Source organism: Bacillus sp. DU-106, from assembly GCF_004799705.1.
Classification (GTDB): Bacteria; Bacillota; Bacilli; order Bacillales; family Bacillaceae_G; genus Bacillus_A; species Bacillus_A cereus.
In genome coordinates this window covers 785,487-803,547 of the sequence record NZ_CP026607.1, presented here as the reverse complement: position 1 = coordinate 803,547, position 18,061 = coordinate 785,487, and the positions used below count along the sequence as shown (strand labels likewise).

The following is an 18,061-nucleotide window of genomic DNA, read 5'->3' as shown; positions in this document are numbered from 1 at the left end:
CTTATACGGTCACTTTCTCTTCTACTCGTTTATGAAGAGCAATAAATTCTTCAGCCAGTTCTTTCACTGTAATTGCATTCATTAAATGATCTTGTGCGTGCACCAACAGTAAACTAATTTCTGCATGATTTCCTCTTGCCTCTTCTTGAATTAAATCCGTTTGAATACGATGCGCTGCTGAAATTTCCTCACTAGCAAGTTTCATCTTTTCACCGGCATTCCCGAAATCTCCTTGTCTTGCAAAAGCAATTGCTTCAAGCGCCGCACTTCTCGCATTGCCACCATGTAAAATTAACGCAAATGGAGTTTGCATATCAGCCATTTTAAATTCCCCCAAGCTATATGTTTTCTATATTTCCATCTTATTATGAAAACGCATACAATTAAACATAAAAAACTTCCGTTATGTAACGGAAGTTTTTATATACTTTTTCAAAATGATAATAAAATCTCTTGAAAATCTTCAATTACCTCGGTCTGAGTAAGTTTCTCTATCGTAGTTTGACTAGACATAATATCATATAAAAAATCATAAAGCCTTTGCAAATCTTCATTATTATTGCGCTTTACACTAAATAAAATAATTACTTGTACTTTTTTATCTCCCCAATCAACAGCCTTTTCAAGTGTGCAAAACATCAAAAAAGTTTCCTCACTTAATAACTGCATCGGATGCGGGATTGCAACTGAATTCCCAACCGCTGTCGGAGACGTATTTTCTCTTTCCATAACAGAAGCATAAAAGTTTTCTGGTACATAGCGTTTCTCAGCAGCTTTCTCACATAAAAACTGAATAACATCCTCTTTCGTAGAAGCACTATAATTTAAAAAGATTAAATCTTCCTTAATATAAGGCTGCACACTAGTATTCACATGCGTAAACAACCGCTGACCAATCGATTTAATCTCTTTATCATCAAATATTGAATTCACTTTTATAACTGGAACAGGCAAGCCACTCGGTATATGAATCGTACTAATAATACAATCTATTTTTTCTTTATAAAGATCTTCTACTTTCAATTGATAATAGCCTGTAATACCTACAATCTCTAATTTATCTCGGAACTGTGATAAAATTTTATATTTTAATAGTTGGGCACTTCCTTGACCAGTCGCACAAACTAATAAGCATCTTTTCTTTTGATTTTGCTCCTGCAAACGGCTCATAGCTCCACCGAAGTGAATTGCAATATAACCAATTTCACTTTCAGGGATCGATTCACCCGTATATTCACCAATGATATCTCCAACGAGAACCGCAATTTCAAAAGCATACGGATAATTCTTTTTCACTTCTGCCAAAAGAGGATTTCTCGTATTTAACTTATACTTCAAACGATTTAATAACGTTTTTAAATGAATACCAAATCCAAATAATAATTCTTCATCATAATAAAAAATAAGATTCCGTTCTTCCGCTACTTTAAAAAGAATATGTTGCATAAATGCATATATATCTTTCCCTAATAGCTCTTCTATATTTTCATAGCGATTTCTCGTTGTAACAGCAGTACTTAATAAATGCATCGTCACATATAATACTTCTTCTTCTGGAAATGAAAATTTTAACGCTTTCTCTAAATCTCCTAAAATCTGCTTCGCAATTGTATATTCTTTCTTTATTATAAGTTCTGATTGCTCCGCATGCAGTCCTTTCATATAATGTTGACTTTGACAACGCTTTAATGCGATTGCAATATGAATGACTAAATTATCAATTTCTATATCAGATAAATATATTGTTCCGCCTTCAATATACTTTAATATAATTGAACGAATGAGTGATATATGCGGTAGCGATAAATATGTCTCCGTCTGCTCAAATTGCTCATGAAACGGAGTATGGTCATAACGCGGTAAACCATATTGTGATAAACAAGAACGAATATTAAATTCCTCTCCAACAATACGTATACCATAATACGGTCTCTTCTCAATTTGTAATTTATAGCGACCACATATATCTGTAACATCTTTCATAATTAAATTGACCGTTGATTTGCTCACATACATCTCTTCCGCTAATTCTGAAAGCTTCACATATCCCTCTGTCATTAAAACACGCTGCAGAATGTACGCTATTCTTTCTTCATAAGAAGTTGGGATCTTTTCCGTCTGTTTTTGAAATAGACTCACACAAAAGTCTTCAAATTTCTTCTTTTGTATAATTTCTAATTCGTACCCAGTCCCTCTTTGCGATTCGATTTTCGCTCCGTTTTCTTCCAATATATCATTTAATAATTTTATATCCTTTTGAATCGTCTTCGTCGATACATGTAAACGGCCCGCTAAAAAAGCTCGATTTAACATCGATTTCTCTTCTAAAAATTCCTCTAAAATAGAAATTAATCGCTGATGCACCTTTGTCATAGCTCTTCCTCTCGCTCTTTATATATAAAGGGGGAAAAGCTGCTGAAATCAGTAGTTTTTCCCCTTTATATTCTCTCTATTTCTTTAATGTAAATCCGAATTTATCCCATGCTTGTAAATAGTCTAGTAAGAAAATCTCTTCTTCTACAATTCGACCAACTACATTTGTTTTTCCTGTATTCACCATATCTTTTAATGCAATTTGTAATTCGCCTTTATACTGACCATATTGTTCATTATCAATTAATAAATCCCCACGCTTAATTTCACGCGTATTATGAGGTTTAAACTCTTCTTTTTTATATTTCACACGACTTTGTGTAGAACGAATCATATATTCAGATACATCTCCGCGATAAAAATGTGGTTCGTTTAATACGATAATTCTTTCTAGTTCTGTCGTTGTATCATATATTTCTATATCAAATGTTTGTTTCTCTTTATTTAATGCACCTAGTGCTTGTAATTCTTCTTCTGACGCATATGCGTTTGCAATAATAACATCATCAATTAATTCCGTCGCGAATAAATGTTTCGCCTGTGTTGTCATCGGTAATTCACGATGCTGCTCTAATGTACATAACCCTTCTGTTACTGGCCAAGGTCCATATGTTGCATCAAATGATGAAATAAAAGCAGCCGTTCTCATACCGTAATCTTTAAATTGTTTCGAGCATTTAATGAAATGATCGTATGATAACCCTGAATAACGATGCGGATAAAAATTATGACAACCAATTAAATTTTCACGATTTGGTCTATGACTCATAATGTTATCTACATACTTCGTACCATTGCTCATATTAATCTCAATTTTCAAACCATACGGATTATAAGTCATAATTGATTCTTCTAATCCTGAAAAACCAACATCTAAACGAATACCGTACGCACCCAATTCATGGAAGAATGATAAATCATTATACGAAATACCTAATTGTTCAAAAACAGATGGACTAATATCCACTAATACTTGGAACCCTAATGCATTCGCATGTGAGATCGTTTCTTTAAATTCTTCAATAATTTTCTCTTTTTCTCCATCCACAGATAATAAACATGTGAACACACGTGTAAACCCATATTTACTTGCTAATGTTAAATACTCCTTATCTTTCTCTACTGTTGAATGTTCTGGATAAATAGAAATACCTAATCGTCTCATATGTACACGCCTCTTTCTTCATCATATTGTAAACCTTTTCAAATATATGTAGTGAAAAAGTATATATCCCCTTCTTGTTCACTACTCCTTTGAATCCGCTTTCTTTAAAGAAAAAACAATTTCTATCATTCTTAACACCTACAAGTCTATACATCTATACTTTACATCTTTTTTTCATAGTTGTGTAGCCTTTACACAAATTTGTCAGTTTTTCACCTTAAAAATTGTTATCCGTTTTCAAGACACCTTCCTTGACTGTTGCATTGGCCAATACATATACTCGAAAGAAAAGAGAAAATTTTATATAGGGGATGAATATATGGGAGAAGCAATACTCGTAAAACGAGAACCGTTATGGACAAAAGAGTTTGTTGCTTTAATTTTTGCAAACTTATGTATGTTTTTAGGGTTTCAAATGTTAATTCCAACCTTACCTGTTTATGTGAAAGAAATTGGTGGCACAAGTTCAAATATCGGATTTGTTGTCGGCATGTTTACCGTTGCGGCACTTTTTGTTAGACCGCTAACTGGGAACGCCTTGCAAAAATTCAATAAAAAAATCATTTTAATGATCGGTACTGCTATCTGTTTACTCGCTATGGGCAGTTACCTTTTCGCCTCAACTATTTTTCTCTTGCTTGCTGTTCGTATTTTGCACGGAGCTGGTTTCGGCATTACAACGACTACATATGGAACTGTCGTTTCTGATTTAATTCCCTCAGCTCGCCGCGGAGAAGGCATGGGATATTTTGGTCTTTCTGGAACACTTGCAATGGCCCTCGGTCCACTTATCGGACTATGGCTTATGCAAACATATAACTTCACAATTCTTTTTTTATGTGCATTATCGTGCACAATTGTTTCATTAATATTAACGAAACTACTTCAAATCCAAAAAACGAAACAGCCTCCACAACAATCATCTAGTACTTTTCTCGATGGATTTATTGAGCGTAAAGCTTTACTTCCTTCATTATTAATATTATGTATTACATTAATGTACGGAGGAATCGGAAGTTTTATCACACTATTTGCTACAGAAGTCGGCATAGCTGATATTAGTCTCTTCTTTTTATGTAACGCACTAGCAATCGCTGTGACACGTCCATTCTCTGGAAAGCTATATGATGCGAAAGGCCATACATTCGTCATCATTCCGGGAGTTATTATAACGTTTACAGGTATTATTTTATTGTCGTATACGACGACAATTCCGAGCTTAATTATTGCTGCAGCATGTTACGGAAGTGGTTTTGGAGCGATCCAACCTGCACTACAAGCATGGATGATTGACCGCGTAGCACCGCATCGACGCGGCGTAGCAACTGCTACATTCTTCTCCGCATTTGACCTTGGAATCGGCGCTGGAGCGATTATCTTTGGATTTATTGCTCACTTTACAAACTATGCAACTGTATATCGTTACTCCTCTCTATTACTTATTGCTTTTCTCTTCATTTACATTACAAGCATAAGAAAACAAAAGCATGGCGATAAAAACACGGAAAAAGCTGCTGGATAATTCAGTGGCTTTTTTATCATGTTAAAAGAATTGTTTTCCCTCATTTTGCTGTTCTAAAACTACATGCATTTCCCTACATATTTTTTTAACGTTCATCAAAAAATATACGATGAACTTGCATACGCTTTCCTTGATATTCGACTGAACAACATTATTCTAAAAAGTGTGATTTCTTTACAAAATTAAGATTTATACAAGATAAAAACCAATGAAATGCAGTTGTTTCTTTAAGGGATTGTAAACTTTTATTCCCTTTGTAAATTTAGTGTAAATTTTACTAGCAAACCGTTTACAGTGACTCAAGGTTCAGTTAATAATTACATCGTACATGAAATTTAAGGAGTGGAATGCGTGGAATATAATGTTCAAGATATGATCTTCCAGTTCATTGGTGGATTAGGTATTTTCTTATTCGGGATTAAATACATGGGCGATGGACTGCAACAAGCAGCTGGAGATCGTCTTCGCGATATTCTAGATCGTTTTACAACAAACCCACTTATGGGTGTACTAGCAGGTATGTTAGTTACTGTATTAATCCAATCCAGTTCAGGAACAACCGCTTTAACAGTCGGACTTGTAAGTGCCGGATTTATGACATTAAGACAAGCAATCGGTGTTATTATGGGTGCAAACATCGGTACGACAGTTACTGCATTTATTATCGGAATTAAAATCGGAGAATATGCTCTCCCAGTTATGGCAGTTGGAGCAATCTTACTATTCTTCTTTAAAAATAAAAAAGTACATTCTGTAGGTCAAGTTGTATTCGGTTTTGGTATGTTATTCTTCGGTTTAGAATTAATGAGCGCAGGTATGAAACCTCTTCGTTCTTTAGAATCATTCCAAGAATTAACAGTGAGCATGAGTGATAATCCAATTTTAGGAATTGTTGTCGGTACAGTCTTTACTTTAATTGTACAAAGTTCAAGTGCAACAATCGGTATTTTACAAGAACTATTCGGTCAAGGTGCAATCGATTTACAAGCAGCTCTTCCTGTATTATTCGGTGATAACATCGGTACAACAATTACAGCTGTATTAGCAGCAATCGGTACTTCAATTGCAGCAAGACGTGCAGCATTAGTTCACGTTATCTTTAATATTATCGGTACAATTATCTTTACAATTTTATTAATACCATTTACAAGTTTAATTCAATATTTCCAAACATCATTAAACTTGAATCCAGAAATGACTATTGCATTTGCACACGGAACATTTAACGTAACAAATACAATCATTCAATTCCCGTTCATTGCAGTGTTAGCATGGATTGTAACAAAAATTATTCGTGGTGAAGATGCAGCGATTGACTTCAAACCACAACATTTAAATCCAATCTTTATTGAACAATCTCCAGCCATCGCTTTAACTGAAGCTCAAAAAGAGATTATCCGTATGGCTGAGTTCTCATTACATGGATTAAAAGAAGCAAATCAATTTTTAAATACACAAGACAAAAAACACGCAAACATGGCTACTCAATTAGAAGGAGCTATTAACAATTTAGATAAAAAAATTACCGAGTATTTAGTTTTACTATCAGAAAAGCCACTTTCACCTACGGATTCTGAAAAACATTCTGTTTTAGCAGGTGTTGTTGGAGATATTGAACGTGTCGGTGATCATGTAGAAAATCTTGTAGAACTTGTAGATTTCCAAATTTCAAACCGTGTTTCACTATCAGATGAAGCATTAGCTGAATTAAACGAAATGCTTGAGTTAACAATTTCAACACTGCAAGACTCAGTTGAAGCTTTAACAAACTTCGATACTGAACTAGCTCAAACTGTTATTGCCAAAGAACGCAAAATCGACCAAATGGAACGTGTTCTTCGTAAACGTCACGTATTACGTCTAAACGAACGCAGCTGTTCAGGTGATGCAAGTATCATCTTCGTCGATATGGTAAGTAACTTAGAGCGCATTGGTGATCACGCTGTAAATATCGCTGACGGTGTTTTAGGTGAACAAGGAAAAATTAATCTAAAACAATCATTATAATAAGAAAGAGACGCTAACTTAAGCGTCTCTTTTTTCATTATATTTTAACAACTGTCCTTCCTTTTAACTTTCCTTGCAATATAAGTGCAAACTTCTTCTCTAATTCTTCTAATGTACATTCTTCTGTATAAGATAGTAACTCTTTATTTCCCCATTCTTTCGCTAAAAGCGTCCAAACATCTCTTCTCACATCTACTGGGCATTGCACGGAATCTATCCCTAAAAGGCTTATACCTCGTAAAATAAACGGATATACCGTTGTTTGTAGTTCCTGGCCTGCCACATTACCGCATGTCGTTACACAACCACCATACTTTACTGTTTTTAAAGCTGTTTCTAGCATATGTCCACCTACAGTATCGATAACTCCCGCGTATATCCCTTTTAACATCGGTCTTCCTGATTCATCATTCAATTCCGCGCGATGAATCACCTTTTTCGCTCCTAGACGTAGCAGCATATCTTCCTCTTCCATTTTTCCTGTCGCTCCTACTACGTTAAACCCTAGCTTACTTAATATACTAACAGCTACACTCCCTACGCCGCCTGTAGCACCCGTTACTAAAACATCTCCCATACTAGGCTTGACTCCTGCTCCAATAAGCTTATATACCGACAAAGCCGCAGTAAAACCTGCTGTCCCATACATCATACTTTCCTTTAATGACATTCCTTCCGGTAAAGGCACGACCCAAGATGATGGCACGCGAATATATTCTCCGAAACCACCAGAGGTATTCATACCTAAGTCATATCCCGTTACAATAACTTGATCTCCTGCTTTAATGGTAGCATCTTCACTACTCACAACCACTCCTGCAGCATCAATTCCTGGCGTATGAGGATATGTTCTCGTAACACCCTTATTACCAGTAGCTGAAAGAGCATCTTTATAATTTAATGAAGAATAATGAACTTGTATGAATACGTCTCCCTCAGGTAAACTACTTACTTCTCTCTCAACAACTTTTCTTACAAACTGATGATTTTCCGTTTCGTTCACAACGATTGCTCGGAATGATGTATGATTCATTATGCTCTCTCCTTTATCCGTCAAATTCTTCTTTATTATATAGAAGAAATAAGTAAGCTTACTCATTTCTTCTTGGCTATATTTCAACAAATCTTACTTCTCTATCACTTTCTCACAATACATATTTTCATTTCTACTAAAACAACTTATACTTATTCTACATCTAAAAAAGATAATATAGAAAATCTGACTTTTTATAAATATATTGAATTTTTACGAAATGTAAATGTTTTGTAATGTTTTTTTTCGCTAAATTTCATTATAATAAGTGGATATGAGTGTCGTATTTCAATCCAAATGAAGGAGTACAGGAAATGGAGCAAAACCCATCTTTGCAAGAAAATACACGCAATAAACCGAAAAAAAATAAGAAAAAAATAAAAATTATTATAAGCGCTATACTATTCGTTTTATTAATAGGCGGCGGTTATACTTGGTTTTTAGTAAATAAAGCATCTTCTGCTGTTCGAAATGCCGCACACGATTTAGCACGCGGTGATAAATCTGATTTACGAGATAAAGCTGTAAAACCTATTACAAATAACGTCTCTGTTTTAATAATGGGTGTTGATGAAAGCGATGTCCGAGGAAAAGAATATGGTGAAGCTATAAGAACAGATGCGCTTTTACTTGCAACATTTAATAAAGATAGCAAAACTGTTAAACTATTAAGTATCCCACGTGACACATATACTTATATCCCAATAGAAAAGAAAAAAGATAAAATTACACACGCTCATGCATTCGGTTCTGCTAAAAACGGAAAAAATGGTGGACCACAAGCAAGCATTGATGCAGTTGAAAAATTAATGAATGTTCCTGTCGATTATTTTGTGAAATTTAACTTTAAATCATTTATAAAAATCGTCGATGACTTGGGCGGTGTTGAAGTTGATGTACCAGTTGAATTTACTGAGCAAGATAGCAATGATAATGCTGAGGCAATTCATCTAGAAAAAGGTGTTCAAAAGTTAAATGGCGAAGAAGCTCTTGCTCTTGCTAGAACAAGACACATCGATAGCGATGCAATGCGTGGACAACGTCAACAACTCGTTATCGAGGCTATTTTAAAGAAACTAACAAGTGTTGGTTCTGTAACAAAAGTTGGCAACATCATTGATGATATTAACGGACAATTCGTTACAAACTTAACATTTGATGATATGCTTTCATTCTATAAATATGGATCGGATTCGGAAATTGAGAAATTACAAATCCAAGGTGATGATTGCTATATGGCAAAAGGTGACGATACATGTAGCAAATCTGCTGGTGGTGGTCGAACTTACTACTACAATCCAGATAAAAAAGAATTAGCTAATGTTACAAATGAACTTCGTACTCATCTTGGGCTACCTGCATATACAAAGTCTGACTCAGACTCTGATTCGAAAAAGACAAAAGAATCTAAGTCTGAAAATTCAAGTGAACGCGAATCAAGTAACAATGAAGTGAAAAATAAGAACAAAAATAGCAGTGAAGATACAGAAACATCGTCTAACGACAATGAATAGTAAAGAAGCCGTACTCTATGGAGGTAGAGTACGGCTTCTTTTTATTTCTTCAGAATTAAAAATCAGAACTTTCTAACTATCTTTTTTAATATTTTTAAATTATAATAAATAGTAGCAATCTATTCCAATTATCAGGGGGCTCATACATATGAAAGCTGCAGTAAAACATAACATCTCAGATTTTAAAGACTACTTAAAATCCAACGATATATACATGGAAGAAAATATAGATGAAAATGATGGCTCTGTTCATTTTTCAGTAGGATTAGAGACTGAAGCTGGCGCAAAGATTCAACTTATCGCTGCTTTCCAAAACGAACATCCTACGGTGGATATATACTGCTTCAATGTTGCTCACGTACCTGATGCAACATCAACAAATGATATTTTACATGTCATCAATGAATTAAATACATCTTATCGCTTTGCAAAATTCACATTAAATAAGCAAAATGCAATTGATATTTCAACATCTCTTGCATTCTCAGAACCAAACTTTAATCCAGCACTTGTCTTTGAACATACGAGAATGCTATATAAATTAGCGAATGACGAATATAAAAACTTAATGAAAGTTATTTGGGCATAAATAAAAGGATGGGCTGCAAGCAGCGCCATCCTTTTATTTCAATATCATATCAATCCACATCTTAACAGCAGTGCCGACAATTAAAATCGATAACATATATTGTAGTACTTTTTGATTTATCCTCTTCCCGACTCGCGCTCCAAGTGGCGCAGCAAATATACTTGCAACCGCAATAATTAGAGCTGGAATGATAACTACTTGTCCAGTAATCACTTTTCCAGTCGTAATCCCTACTGAGGAAATAAACGTAATAGCGATAGATGTCGCTATCGTCATGCGCAATGGTAATTTTAAAATAACTAGCATAATAGGAACTAAAAGAAACGCACCTCCAGCTCCAATAATGCCCGAAACACCTCCTACAATAAACGCTAACACACTTGCTAACCATTTATTATACTTAACTGCTCCACTATTATTTTTCTTCGGTACAAACATCATCATAGCTGCAATGGTCGCCAATACTGTATAAACAACATTTACAGCGTGTTCATCTAATAGATTTGCACTAAAACTTCCTATAAAACTTCCTATTAATATACTAGCTCCCATATACACAACTAACATTTTATTCATATCAGTACTTTTCCGGTATGCCCAGGCGCCTGCAAAAGTTGCAAAGAATACTTGTACCGCTGTAATACCGCTCACTTCATGTGACGTATAGCCAGTAAATCCTAACAATACTGGAATATATAAGATCATCGGATAATTAATAATTGCACCGCCAATTCCAACCATTCCTGATATAAACGATCCTATAAACCCAATTATAAAAAGTAATAATACTCCACTCACCTTACATCCCCCTCCTTCTAAAAAGAAGGTGATTAAATGAATAAGTTTACATTCCCATCCGAAGCATCTGCTAAATATGCCCCTACACCTGCAAACTCTACGCCTTCCATAATCTCTTCCTCTTTTAACCCTAATAAATCTACTGTCATTTGACAAGCTACAAGTTTAATCCCCTGTTCTTTTGCCAAATCAATTAAATCTGGCAAAGGCATTGTGTTATGTTTTTTCATAATGCCTTTAATCATCTTTGGTCCCATACCAGCAAAATTCATTTTGGATAACCCCATCTTATCAGCACCGCGTGGCATCATTCTTCCAAATACTTTTTCTATAAATGTTTTCTTTACATTCACATATTCATCTTTCCTTAAAGCATTTAATCCCCAGAAAGTATGAAAAATAGTTACCTCTTGATCATACGCTGCTGCACCATTTGCAATAATATAAGCAGCCATTGCTTTATCGTAATCTCCGCTAAATAAAACGATTGTTGTTTTCTTCTGTTGTTCCATATTGTTCTCCCTCCAATTACCTATAGGGGTATTTTTTTATTTATAAAAAATTGTTTCTCCCTATTCTACTTTTCCTTCCCAAGCTAACATACCACCTACCACATTGATTACTTGAAAACCGTAACTTTCTAAAAATTGAACAGCTCTTGCACTTCTCCCGCCTGAACGACAAACGATAATATATTCCTGATTTTTATTTAATTCATGCATACGAAACTCTAATAGTCCTAGTGGAATATTACATGCTTCTGGAATTTTCCCTTCAGCTACTTCTTCTACTTCACGTACATCCACAATATTTACCACTTCTTTACGCAACAATTTCTCTTCTAATTCTTTTGTAGTCATTTCTTTCATTTTAAATTTCCTCCTCACAAACTATTCATCCCGCCTGAAACGTTTATTACTTGCTGAAACCCTAGTTTTTTCAATACCTTTGCTGCTTGCTTACTTCTCATTCCACTTTGGCAAATAACGATTACTTCCTTATTCTTATCTAATTGATTCGCCTTACTTGCTAGATCATTTAGGGGGATATTTTGAAAGCCTTTCATATGATTCCCTCTATATTCACCTACTGTACGGACATCAATAAAATACTTCCCCTTTTTCCCCACTATACTTTTCAATTCTTTGCCATTTATATTTTGAACACCTTTCACTGGTAAAAATCGTGAAATAACAAACCATGCAGCAAGTACAATGAAAAGCGTACTTAATATTGTGTTCATATAACCAACCTCTCTATATTTACAAAACTATTGCTTCACTACGCCTTCCTAATCCAAAACTTCAGCACATCGCCTTCTTCTTCAAGCTTTACGATGTCATGGCCACATTTATTTGCCCACGCTGGAATATCCTTAACTGACCCTTTATCCGTTACATGTATTTCTAACACTTCTCCAGTTTGCAAAGTATCCATTGCTCTCTTTGTTCTTACAATCGGCATTGGACATGCTAAACCTTTCGCATCTAATACTTGTTTTATATTCATCATCAATTCCTCCATTTTTTATTTATTTCATTATTCGTGCACTGCACAACGATTTGGACCAATCTCCATTTCACGCTCTTTATCCACGCTTGGGTGAATTTTCCCCATATTCGTTTGACGAATTTCTTCATATGCATTTGGCTGAGGTGGTAAGTTTTCTGTTACAACTTTACGGAACTCTCCCTCATCCTCAATATTTAACCCTGCATTATGCTCAAATAAATCTTTTAATTTTGCACTAACAATACCACTTTCGTTCATTTCACTTATTTTTGAATAATGAGCCGGTAACACAACTAAATTTTGAGATAGCTCTTTATATCGGCTATACAAAGTATTACGTAAATCACTCACCCAATCTTCAGCCTTACCAGCAAGATCAGGACGCCCAATTGAATCTACAAATAAAATATCGCCTGATAATAAATAAGAATCATCTACAATGAATGACGTACTTCCAATCGTATGCCCTGGTGAGTATAATGCGTCAATTACAATTTTAGTACCCCCCACCGTAATAACAGATCCTTCAACAAGCGGTTCGTATGAGAAGACAACTTCCTCTGCATCTTTTGGTGGTAACCAATACGTACCACCTACCTTTTCCGCTAACTTACGTCCTCCGGAAATATGGTCTGCATGTAAATGTGTATCCATTACATTCGTAATCGTAACAGCATGCTCTTTCGCAAATTCTTCATATGCCTCGGCTGTTCTTACTGCATCAATAACTGCTGCTTCACCGTTTGAAATAACCATATATGATAAACAACCTTTTCCAAGACGGTTAAACTGATACATACTTCCGCCATCTTTTAAATCTCCCACTTTTATAGGCTTTACATATTCACTCCAAGCCTTCATACCACCAGATAAATAATAAATATTTTCTAATCCAGCCTCTATTAATTGCTCTGCCACAAATATAGAAGACCCTTCTTTTGCACATACTACTAAAACATCTTTATCTTTAGGTAATTCACTTACAATATGATCTACACCATCTAACAAATCAAAATAAGGTTTATTAATAGAAGAAACTTGCTTCCCTTCAATTTTCCAATCTTCATAATCCGTCTCATTACGAACATCTAAAATGAATAACTCTCCGAATAAAACTTTCTCTGCAACATCTTTTGCTTGTAACATCTTAATGTCCATTTAATTACCCCCATAGGTATATTTTTGTTTAAAAAATTTTATTTCTCCACATTTCCTTGCCACCCTAACATACCAGGAATGACATTTTTCACATTTGAAAAACCTTTCTCTTTCAACATTTGGCAAGCCACATCACTGCGGTTACCAGTTCGACAAATAACATAAATTTGCTTCGTCTCATCTAACACTGCGCTGTCTAATTCACCTAATGGTATCGAAATGGCGGATGGAATATGGCCAAAAGCAAATTCCGCTGCTTCGCGAACATCTAATACAATGCTCTCTTCTCCATGAGACAATATAGACTGTAATTCTGCATTCGTAATTGTATGTGGATATTTCACAACTTCATTCACTTCATGCTCGTTTGCTTTCCTAACATAATGCACCAATACATCACCCTCGTGTTTCGTCCCGATATATTGATGTCCTACTTTACTCGCCCAACTTTTTATATCTACCGTAGATCCTTTATCTGTTGCCTTAACTTCAATCACTTGCCCTGGTGCCAATCCTTCTATCGCCTTCTTCGTTTTCACAATAGGCATCGGACAAGCCAAACCTTTACAATCTAAACTCATATCCACTTTTATACTCATAATCGATTCCTCCACAATTCATATACATATACCTGTAGGGGTATATTAAAACGTTTTTGAAAATCTGTCAACACTTACGTTTGACAGATTATCGGCTTTTTACAAGTAATTGAACAGCTTCTTTAATTAACTCTTCATTTGAACCATTTCCACTTTCAAACTGTTCACGCAAACATTGCTCTAAATTCGTTCCAACAACGAGTCCAATTGTACGATCAAGTGCAGAACGAGATGCCGTTAACTGTGTAATAACCTCTCGGCAATCTTTTCCTTCTTCCATCATACGAAGCACACCACGAACTTGACCTTCAATACGTTTCAATCTATTTTTCATATCTTGATTATATTCCATCCTATAATCACCTCATTACCATTATGTCACTATTTATAACCTATGACAATATATTATACCCTATAGGGTATTTTGTGAACCCCTATTTTTATTTTTCGCCTTATATGTTCGCAAAACAAAAAGTAAAACCTTAATCTATAGGTTTTCATCTTCCACTAAATCTTGAAATAGAAAATGAAAAATATCAATATACAACACGTTCTGGCAATACTGTCCCATACAATTTAAAACCACCATCTACATTCTTTACCTTATATCCCTTTTCCATTAACATACGCGCTGCAACATACCCTCTCATACCAAGTTGACAAGTGATATATATTTCTTTGTCCATTGGCACTTCATCCAATCTATCACGTAATTCATCTAACGGAATATTAATAGAGCCTTTAATCATTCCTTGTTTTAGTTCATTGGGCTCCCGAACATCTATAAGATATCCACCATTGTCAACAATACGATCTATTTCATGCCATTGTACCGTTTCCACAAAACCATCTACTATATTACTTGCAGCATACCCCACCATGTTTACTGGATCTTTTGCAGAAGAATACGGCGGGGCATATGATAATTCTAAATCCGGTAAATCGATTACAGTTAAGTTTGCCTTCATTGCCGTCGCGATAACATCTATACGCTTATCTACCCCGTCACGCCCTAAAGCCTGTGCTCCGTAAATTTTTCCGCTTTCTTTATTAAAGATTAATTTTATTAGCACTGGCGTAGCATTCGGATAGTATCCCGCATGAGAATTTGCCTGTACATGTACTACCTCATAGGGTATATTTAATCGTTTTAATATTTTCTCATTTACTCCAGTCGAAGCAACTGTTAAATCAAAAACTTTAGCCACAGAAGTTCCCATCGTACCTTTATATAAAGAATCCGTATGACCATGAATAATATCTGCTAACATGCGACCTTGACGATTAGCGGGCCACGCTAAAGGAATCATCGTTTCTGTTTCTGTAACAAAATCTTTCACTTCAATCGCATCACCAATTGCATATACATATGGGTCAGATGTTTGAAATTTCTCATTTACCTTTATCGTTCCTCTAACTCCTAATGCTAATCCTGCATCTTTCGCTAAACTACTCTCTGGTTGTACACCAATTGCTAAAATAATCATATCTGTTTTTATAACTGAGCCACTTTTTAAACGTACAACAGTCCCATTCTCTTCTAACGCATCTACACTATCTTCAAAAACAAGCTCAACATTGTGCACCTTCATATGCTCATGTACATATGCCGCCATTTCGTAATCAATTGGTGGCATCACTTGATTTGCCATCTCTACAAGAGTAACCTCAATCCCGCGTTCTCTTAAATTCTCAACCATTTCCACTCCAATAAATCCTCCACCAATAACCGTCGCATGACGTGGTTTCTTCTCATCAATATACGCTTTTATACGATCTGTATCAGGTACATTTCGTAACGTAAACAACGCCTTCGCTTCTTCAATGCCCGGAATAGGTGGAACAATTGGTTTCGCCCCTGGTGAAAGAATCAAAACATCATATTCCTCGTTATATGTTTCATCTGTAGTTACATTCTTTATCGTAATTGTTTTCTCTTCTTTATTAATCTTTACAACTTCACTCAATACACGTATATCTAAATTAAAACGTTTTGACATCCTTTCAACAGTTTGTACTAATAACTTTTGTCTTTCTGTAATGACACCGCCAATATAATATGGCAATCCACAGTTTGCGAACGAAATGTATTCACCGCGTTCAAACATAATAATTTCATCTTCCTCACTTAAACGACGAAGCCTTGCAGCTACTGATGCCCCGCCAGCAACTCCGCCTACTACAACAATTTTTCTAGACATATGTCAAACCTCCATACTATTTATTATTTAATTCCCTCATATATCACACATATAAAACCTATACCTGTACGGGTATATAATAAATTATAAAAAATTTAATTTCAATCAATATGTCTTTCACAAATTTGAAACAAAAAAAGAACTTAGATATTTCCAAGTTCTTTACGAATGAATCAATCCATCGTTCTATTATCATACTTCCTATAATCTCTTTGTAAAACTATACTCCATGTTCCCGCCTAGGGCTGCCGCTGTATCACCAGTTTCTCTAAAATCATGTGTATATATTTTTTCAAATGAACCGAAATCTACTTGCTTATAAAATTCAAAACAAGGGAATCCATCATGCTCCCCTTGAATATCAATACTACCATCCTGTTTCACACATACATTTAATACATAATCCACAGGAGGTGCATATACATTTAATGGATTACTTGCACTCGCACTCATTTTGAATTGCACACCTTCAGAATTCCATGTGATATCAGTGCACACAATATTTTCTGTACTTGCTTTCCCTGTTCTTTTACTCACAGAACCATCTGGACTTGTAATCTTCTCGGTCGTAATACCCGTGTTCGCATATGAAAACACTTCTTCTTTATAGAAATCAACTACTACCTCTTGCTCAACTCTAGAGCGCATCGCATTTACCGCATACGGTGTGAATTCACGTGAATCACCTTCGAATTGAATTACTTTTTCTGTTTCCATATCCTTCTTAGCCTCAGTCCAAGACATTGGAATAAATACACTGGCTCTAATTTTCACGATATTAGTCATAAGAAACACCCCTATAATTTTATTTTAGATGCTGAATGCTTATTAAATAAAACAGACCATAATTTCAATCCTAAAACCAATAGATTTCTCTTTTACTTTTCTATTTCCTTCTAAAAAATAGCGCTATATTTATGTTTAGACTGTCGTTTTAAAGCTATATTCCATCTCTCCAGCTAGTGCTGCTGGGGTATCATCCGTTTTTCTGAAATCATGTGTGTATATCAATTCAAACGAACCAAAATCTACTTGTTTATAAAATTCATAGCAAGGGAAACCATCATGTACACCTTCAATATTCACAGTGCCACTTTCATTAGCTCGTATAGTCAAAAAATAATCAGCTGCAGGTGCTGCTGCGTTTAAAGGATTACTTGCACTTGCTCTCATTTCAAATGAAACTTCACCTTCACTCCATACAATATTTGTACATACAATGTTTTCTGTACTTGTTTCTCCCTTTTGATACTCAATTGAGCCATCTGAATTTGTAATCTTCACGGTGACGATACAAGCATCTGCATATGTGAAAATTTCTCTTTTATAAAAATCAATATTCACTTCTTGTTCTAACCTTGAACGCTTTGTGTTCACAGCTTGTGGTGTAAACTCACGTGCATCTCCAGCATATTCAAACACTCTTCCTGTTGCAGGGTCCTTAATAGGTTCCAGCGATGCATACGGTGCAAATACACTCCCTCTAATTTTCACGATATTAACCATGTGAAACCTCCATTGATTCTATATTATATAAATCATTATTTGTTCTACCGACATAATATAGTCAATTTGATTGACTATATTATG

19 protein-coding genes are annotated in these 18,061 nt (G+C 35.1%); 4 read left to right on the top strand and 15 right to left on the bottom strand.

Annotated features, from left to right (window positions below; all coding sequences use genetic code 11):
• Position 1: 1 nt before the first annotated feature.
• The 3 genes from C3Y97_RS04195 to C3Y97_RS04185 all read right to left on the bottom strand — a co-directional run bounded on the left by C3Y97_RS04195 (position 2) and on the right by C3Y97_RS04185 (position 3,538).
• The gene (locus C3Y97_RS04195; RefSeq protein ID WP_000774631.1) at positions 2-322 is read right to left on the bottom strand and encodes a PTS lactose/cellobiose transporter subunit IIA; all 321 of its coding nucleotides are present in this window, start codon (positions 320-322) and stop codon (positions 2-4) included.
• A 110-nt stretch (positions 323-432) separates the two neighbouring features.
• On the bottom strand, positions 433-2,373 hold the full coding sequence (locus tag C3Y97_RS04190; protein ID WP_000169796.1) for a BglG family transcription antiterminator: 1,941 nt from the start codon (positions 2,371-2,373) through the stop codon (positions 433-435).
• 76 nt (positions 2,374-2,449) lie between these two features.
• Entirely contained in the window at positions 2,450-3,538 is a 1,089-nt protein-coding gene (locus C3Y97_RS04185; protein ID WP_001253349.1) for a DUF871 domain-containing protein, read from the bottom strand.
• 319 nt (positions 3,539-3,857) lie between these two features.
• On the opposite strand from C3Y97_RS04185, the gene C3Y97_RS04175 reads away from it, so the two are divergent.
• Entirely contained in the window at positions 3,858-5,060 is a 1,203-nt protein-coding gene (locus tag C3Y97_RS04175) for an MFS transporter (RefSeq protein WP_000503245.1), read from the top strand.
• Positions 5,061-5,411: 351 nt separating this feature from the next.
• A complete protein-coding gene (locus C3Y97_RS04170) occupies positions 5,412-7,067 on the top strand; it encodes a Na/Pi cotransporter family protein (RefSeq protein ID WP_000456278.1) in 1,656 nt (551 codons plus the stop codon).
• Between the two features lie 37 nt (positions 7,068-7,104).
• On the opposite strand, the gene C3Y97_RS04165 is transcribed toward C3Y97_RS04170, so the two are convergent.
• Positions 7,105-8,100, bottom strand: coding sequence for a YhdH/YhfP family quinone oxidoreductase (locus C3Y97_RS04165; protein WP_001016967.1), 996 nt, complete (start codon positions 8,098-8,100; stop codon positions 7,105-7,107).
• Between the two features lie 314 nt (positions 8,101-8,414).
• Between C3Y97_RS04165 and C3Y97_RS04160 the strand changes: the two genes are divergently transcribed.
• Both C3Y97_RS04160 and C3Y97_RS04155 read left to right on the top strand, forming a co-directional pair.
• Positions 8,415-9,614 carry an LCP family protein gene (locus C3Y97_RS04160; RefSeq protein WP_000437391.1) on the top strand — a complete coding sequence of 400 codons (1,200 nt, stop codon included), beginning with the start codon at positions 8,415-8,417 and terminating at the stop codon, positions 9,612-9,614.
• Between the two features lie 148 nt (positions 9,615-9,762).
• Complete coding sequence (locus tag C3Y97_RS04155; RefSeq protein ID WP_000642362.1) at positions 9,763-10,203, top strand: hypothetical protein; 441 nt, start codon at positions 9,763-9,765, stop codon at positions 10,201-10,203.
• Between the two features lie 33 nt (positions 10,204-10,236).
• Here C3Y97_RS04155 and C3Y97_RS04150 read toward each other — a convergent pair whose 3' ends face one another.
• From C3Y97_RS04150 to C3Y97_RS04100, 11 genes are all read right to left on the bottom strand, one after another.
• Positions 10,237-11,001, bottom strand: a complete 765-nt coding sequence (locus C3Y97_RS04150; RefSeq protein ID WP_000017250.1) for a sulfite exporter TauE/SafE family protein — start codon at positions 10,999-11,001, stop codon at positions 10,237-10,239.
• A gap of 32 nt (positions 11,002-11,033) precedes the next feature.
• Positions 11,034-11,513 carry a DsrE/DsrF/DrsH-like family protein gene (locus tag C3Y97_RS04145; RefSeq protein ID WP_000437747.1) on the bottom strand — a complete coding sequence of 160 codons (480 nt, stop codon included), beginning with the start codon at positions 11,511-11,513 and terminating at the stop codon, positions 11,034-11,036.
• Positions 11,514-11,573: 60 nt separating this feature from the next.
• Positions 11,574-11,870, bottom strand: a complete 297-nt coding sequence (locus C3Y97_RS04140) for a rhodanese-like domain-containing protein (protein ID WP_000661811.1) — start codon at positions 11,868-11,870, stop codon at positions 11,574-11,576.
• A gap of 14 nt (positions 11,871-11,884) precedes the next feature.
• Positions 11,885-12,244, bottom strand: coding sequence for a rhodanese-like domain-containing protein (locus tag C3Y97_RS04135; RefSeq protein ID WP_001092319.1), 360 nt, complete (start codon positions 12,242-12,244; stop codon positions 11,885-11,887).
• Between the two features lie 38 nt (positions 12,245-12,282).
• Positions 12,283-12,513 carry a sulfurtransferase TusA family protein gene (locus C3Y97_RS04130; RefSeq protein ID WP_002182462.1) on the bottom strand — a complete coding sequence of 77 codons (231 nt, stop codon included), beginning with the start codon at positions 12,511-12,513 and terminating at the stop codon, positions 12,283-12,285.
• Positions 12,514-12,540: 27 nt separating this feature from the next.
• On the bottom strand, positions 12,541-13,671 hold the full coding sequence (locus C3Y97_RS04125) for an MBL fold metallo-hydrolase (protein ID WP_121868520.1): 1,131 nt from the start codon (positions 13,669-13,671) through the stop codon (positions 12,541-12,543).
• Positions 13,672-13,709: 38 nt separating this feature from the next.
• A complete protein-coding gene (locus C3Y97_RS04120) occupies positions 13,710-14,270 on the bottom strand; it encodes a sulfurtransferase TusA family protein (RefSeq protein WP_000023949.1) in 561 nt (186 codons plus the stop codon).
• An 88-nt stretch (positions 14,271-14,358) separates the two neighbouring features.
• A complete protein-coding gene (locus C3Y97_RS04115) occupies positions 14,359-14,622 on the bottom strand; it encodes a metal-sensitive transcriptional regulator (protein WP_000456206.1) in 264 nt (87 codons plus the stop codon).
• Between the two features lie 184 nt (positions 14,623-14,806).
• Positions 14,807-16,471 carry a CoA-disulfide reductase gene (gene cdr / locus C3Y97_RS04110; protein WP_017673121.1) on the bottom strand — a complete coding sequence of 555 codons (1,665 nt, stop codon included), beginning with the start codon at positions 16,469-16,471 and terminating at the stop codon, positions 14,807-14,809.
• A gap of 201 nt (positions 16,472-16,672) precedes the next feature.
• Positions 16,673-17,257, bottom strand: coding sequence for a DUF3238 domain-containing protein (locus C3Y97_RS04105; RefSeq protein WP_000182101.1), 585 nt, complete (start codon positions 17,255-17,257; stop codon positions 16,673-16,675).
• Positions 17,258-17,392: 135 nt separating this feature from the next.
• Complete coding sequence (locus C3Y97_RS04100) at positions 17,393-17,977, bottom strand: DUF3238 domain-containing protein (protein ID WP_065212394.1); 585 nt, start codon at positions 17,975-17,977, stop codon at positions 17,393-17,395.
• Between the last annotated feature and the right edge of the window lie 84 nt (positions 17,978-18,061).

Bases quoted from the DNA above. Each gene is read 5' to 3' on its own strand.
- C3Y97_RS04105 (WP_000182101.1), bottom strand. From the start codon at position 17,257: ATGACTAATATCGTGAAAATTAGAGCCAGTGTATTTATTCCAATGTCT.
- C3Y97_RS04155 (WP_000642362.1), top strand. From the start codon at position 9,763: ATGAAAGCTGCAGTAAAACATAACATCTCAGATTTTAAAGACTACTTA.
- C3Y97_RS04190 (WP_000169796.1), bottom strand. From the start codon at position 2,373: ATGACAAAGGTGCATCAGCGATTAATTTCTATTTTAGAGGAATTTTTA.
- C3Y97_RS04125 (WP_121868520.1), bottom strand. From the start codon at position 13,671: ATGGACATTAAGATGTTACAAGCAAAAGATGTTGCAGAGAAAGTTTTA.
- C3Y97_RS04100 (WP_065212394.1), bottom strand. From the start codon at position 17,977: ATGGTTAATATCGTGAAAATTAGAGGGAGTGTATTTGCACCGTATGCA.
- C3Y97_RS04165 (WP_001016967.1), bottom strand. From the start codon at position 8,100: ATGAATCATACATCATTCCGAGCAATCGTTGTGAACGAAACGGAAAAT.
- C3Y97_RS04160 (WP_000437391.1), top strand. From the start codon at position 8,415: ATGGAGCAAAACCCATCTTTGCAAGAAAATACACGCAATAAACCGAAA.
- C3Y97_RS04140 (WP_000661811.1), bottom strand. From the start codon at position 11,870: ATGAAAGAAATGACTACAAAAGAATTAGAAGAGAAATTGTTGCGTAAA.
- C3Y97_RS04135 (WP_001092319.1), bottom strand. From the start codon at position 12,244: ATGAACACAATATTAAGTACGCTTTTCATTGTACTTGCTGCATGGTTT.
- C3Y97_RS04120 (WP_000023949.1), bottom strand. From the start codon at position 14,270: ATGAGTATAAAAGTGGATATGAGTTTAGATTGTAAAGGTTTGGCTTGT.
- C3Y97_RS04115 (WP_000456206.1), bottom strand. From the start codon at position 14,622: ATGGAATATAATCAAGATATGAAAAATAGATTGAAACGTATTGAAGGT.
- C3Y97_RS04185 (WP_001253349.1), bottom strand. From the start codon at position 3,538: ATGAGACGATTAGGTATTTCTATTTATCCAGAACATTCAACAGTAGAG.
- C3Y97_RS04130 (WP_002182462.1), bottom strand. From the start codon at position 12,513: ATGATGAATATAAAACAAGTATTAGATGCGAAAGGTTTAGCATGTCCA.
- C3Y97_RS04195 (WP_000774631.1), bottom strand. From the start codon at position 322: ATGGCTGATATGCAAACTCCATTTGCGTTAATTTTACATGGTGGCAAT.
- cdr (WP_017673121.1), bottom strand. From the start codon at position 16,471: ATGTCTAGAAAAATTGTTGTAGTAGGCGGAGTTGCTGGCGGGGCATCA.
- C3Y97_RS04175 (WP_000503245.1), top strand. From the start codon at position 3,858: ATGGGAGAAGCAATACTCGTAAAACGAGAACCGTTATGGACAAAAGAG.
- C3Y97_RS04145 (WP_000437747.1), bottom strand. From the start codon at position 11,513: ATGGAACAACAGAAGAAAACAACAATCGTTTTATTTAGCGGAGATTAC.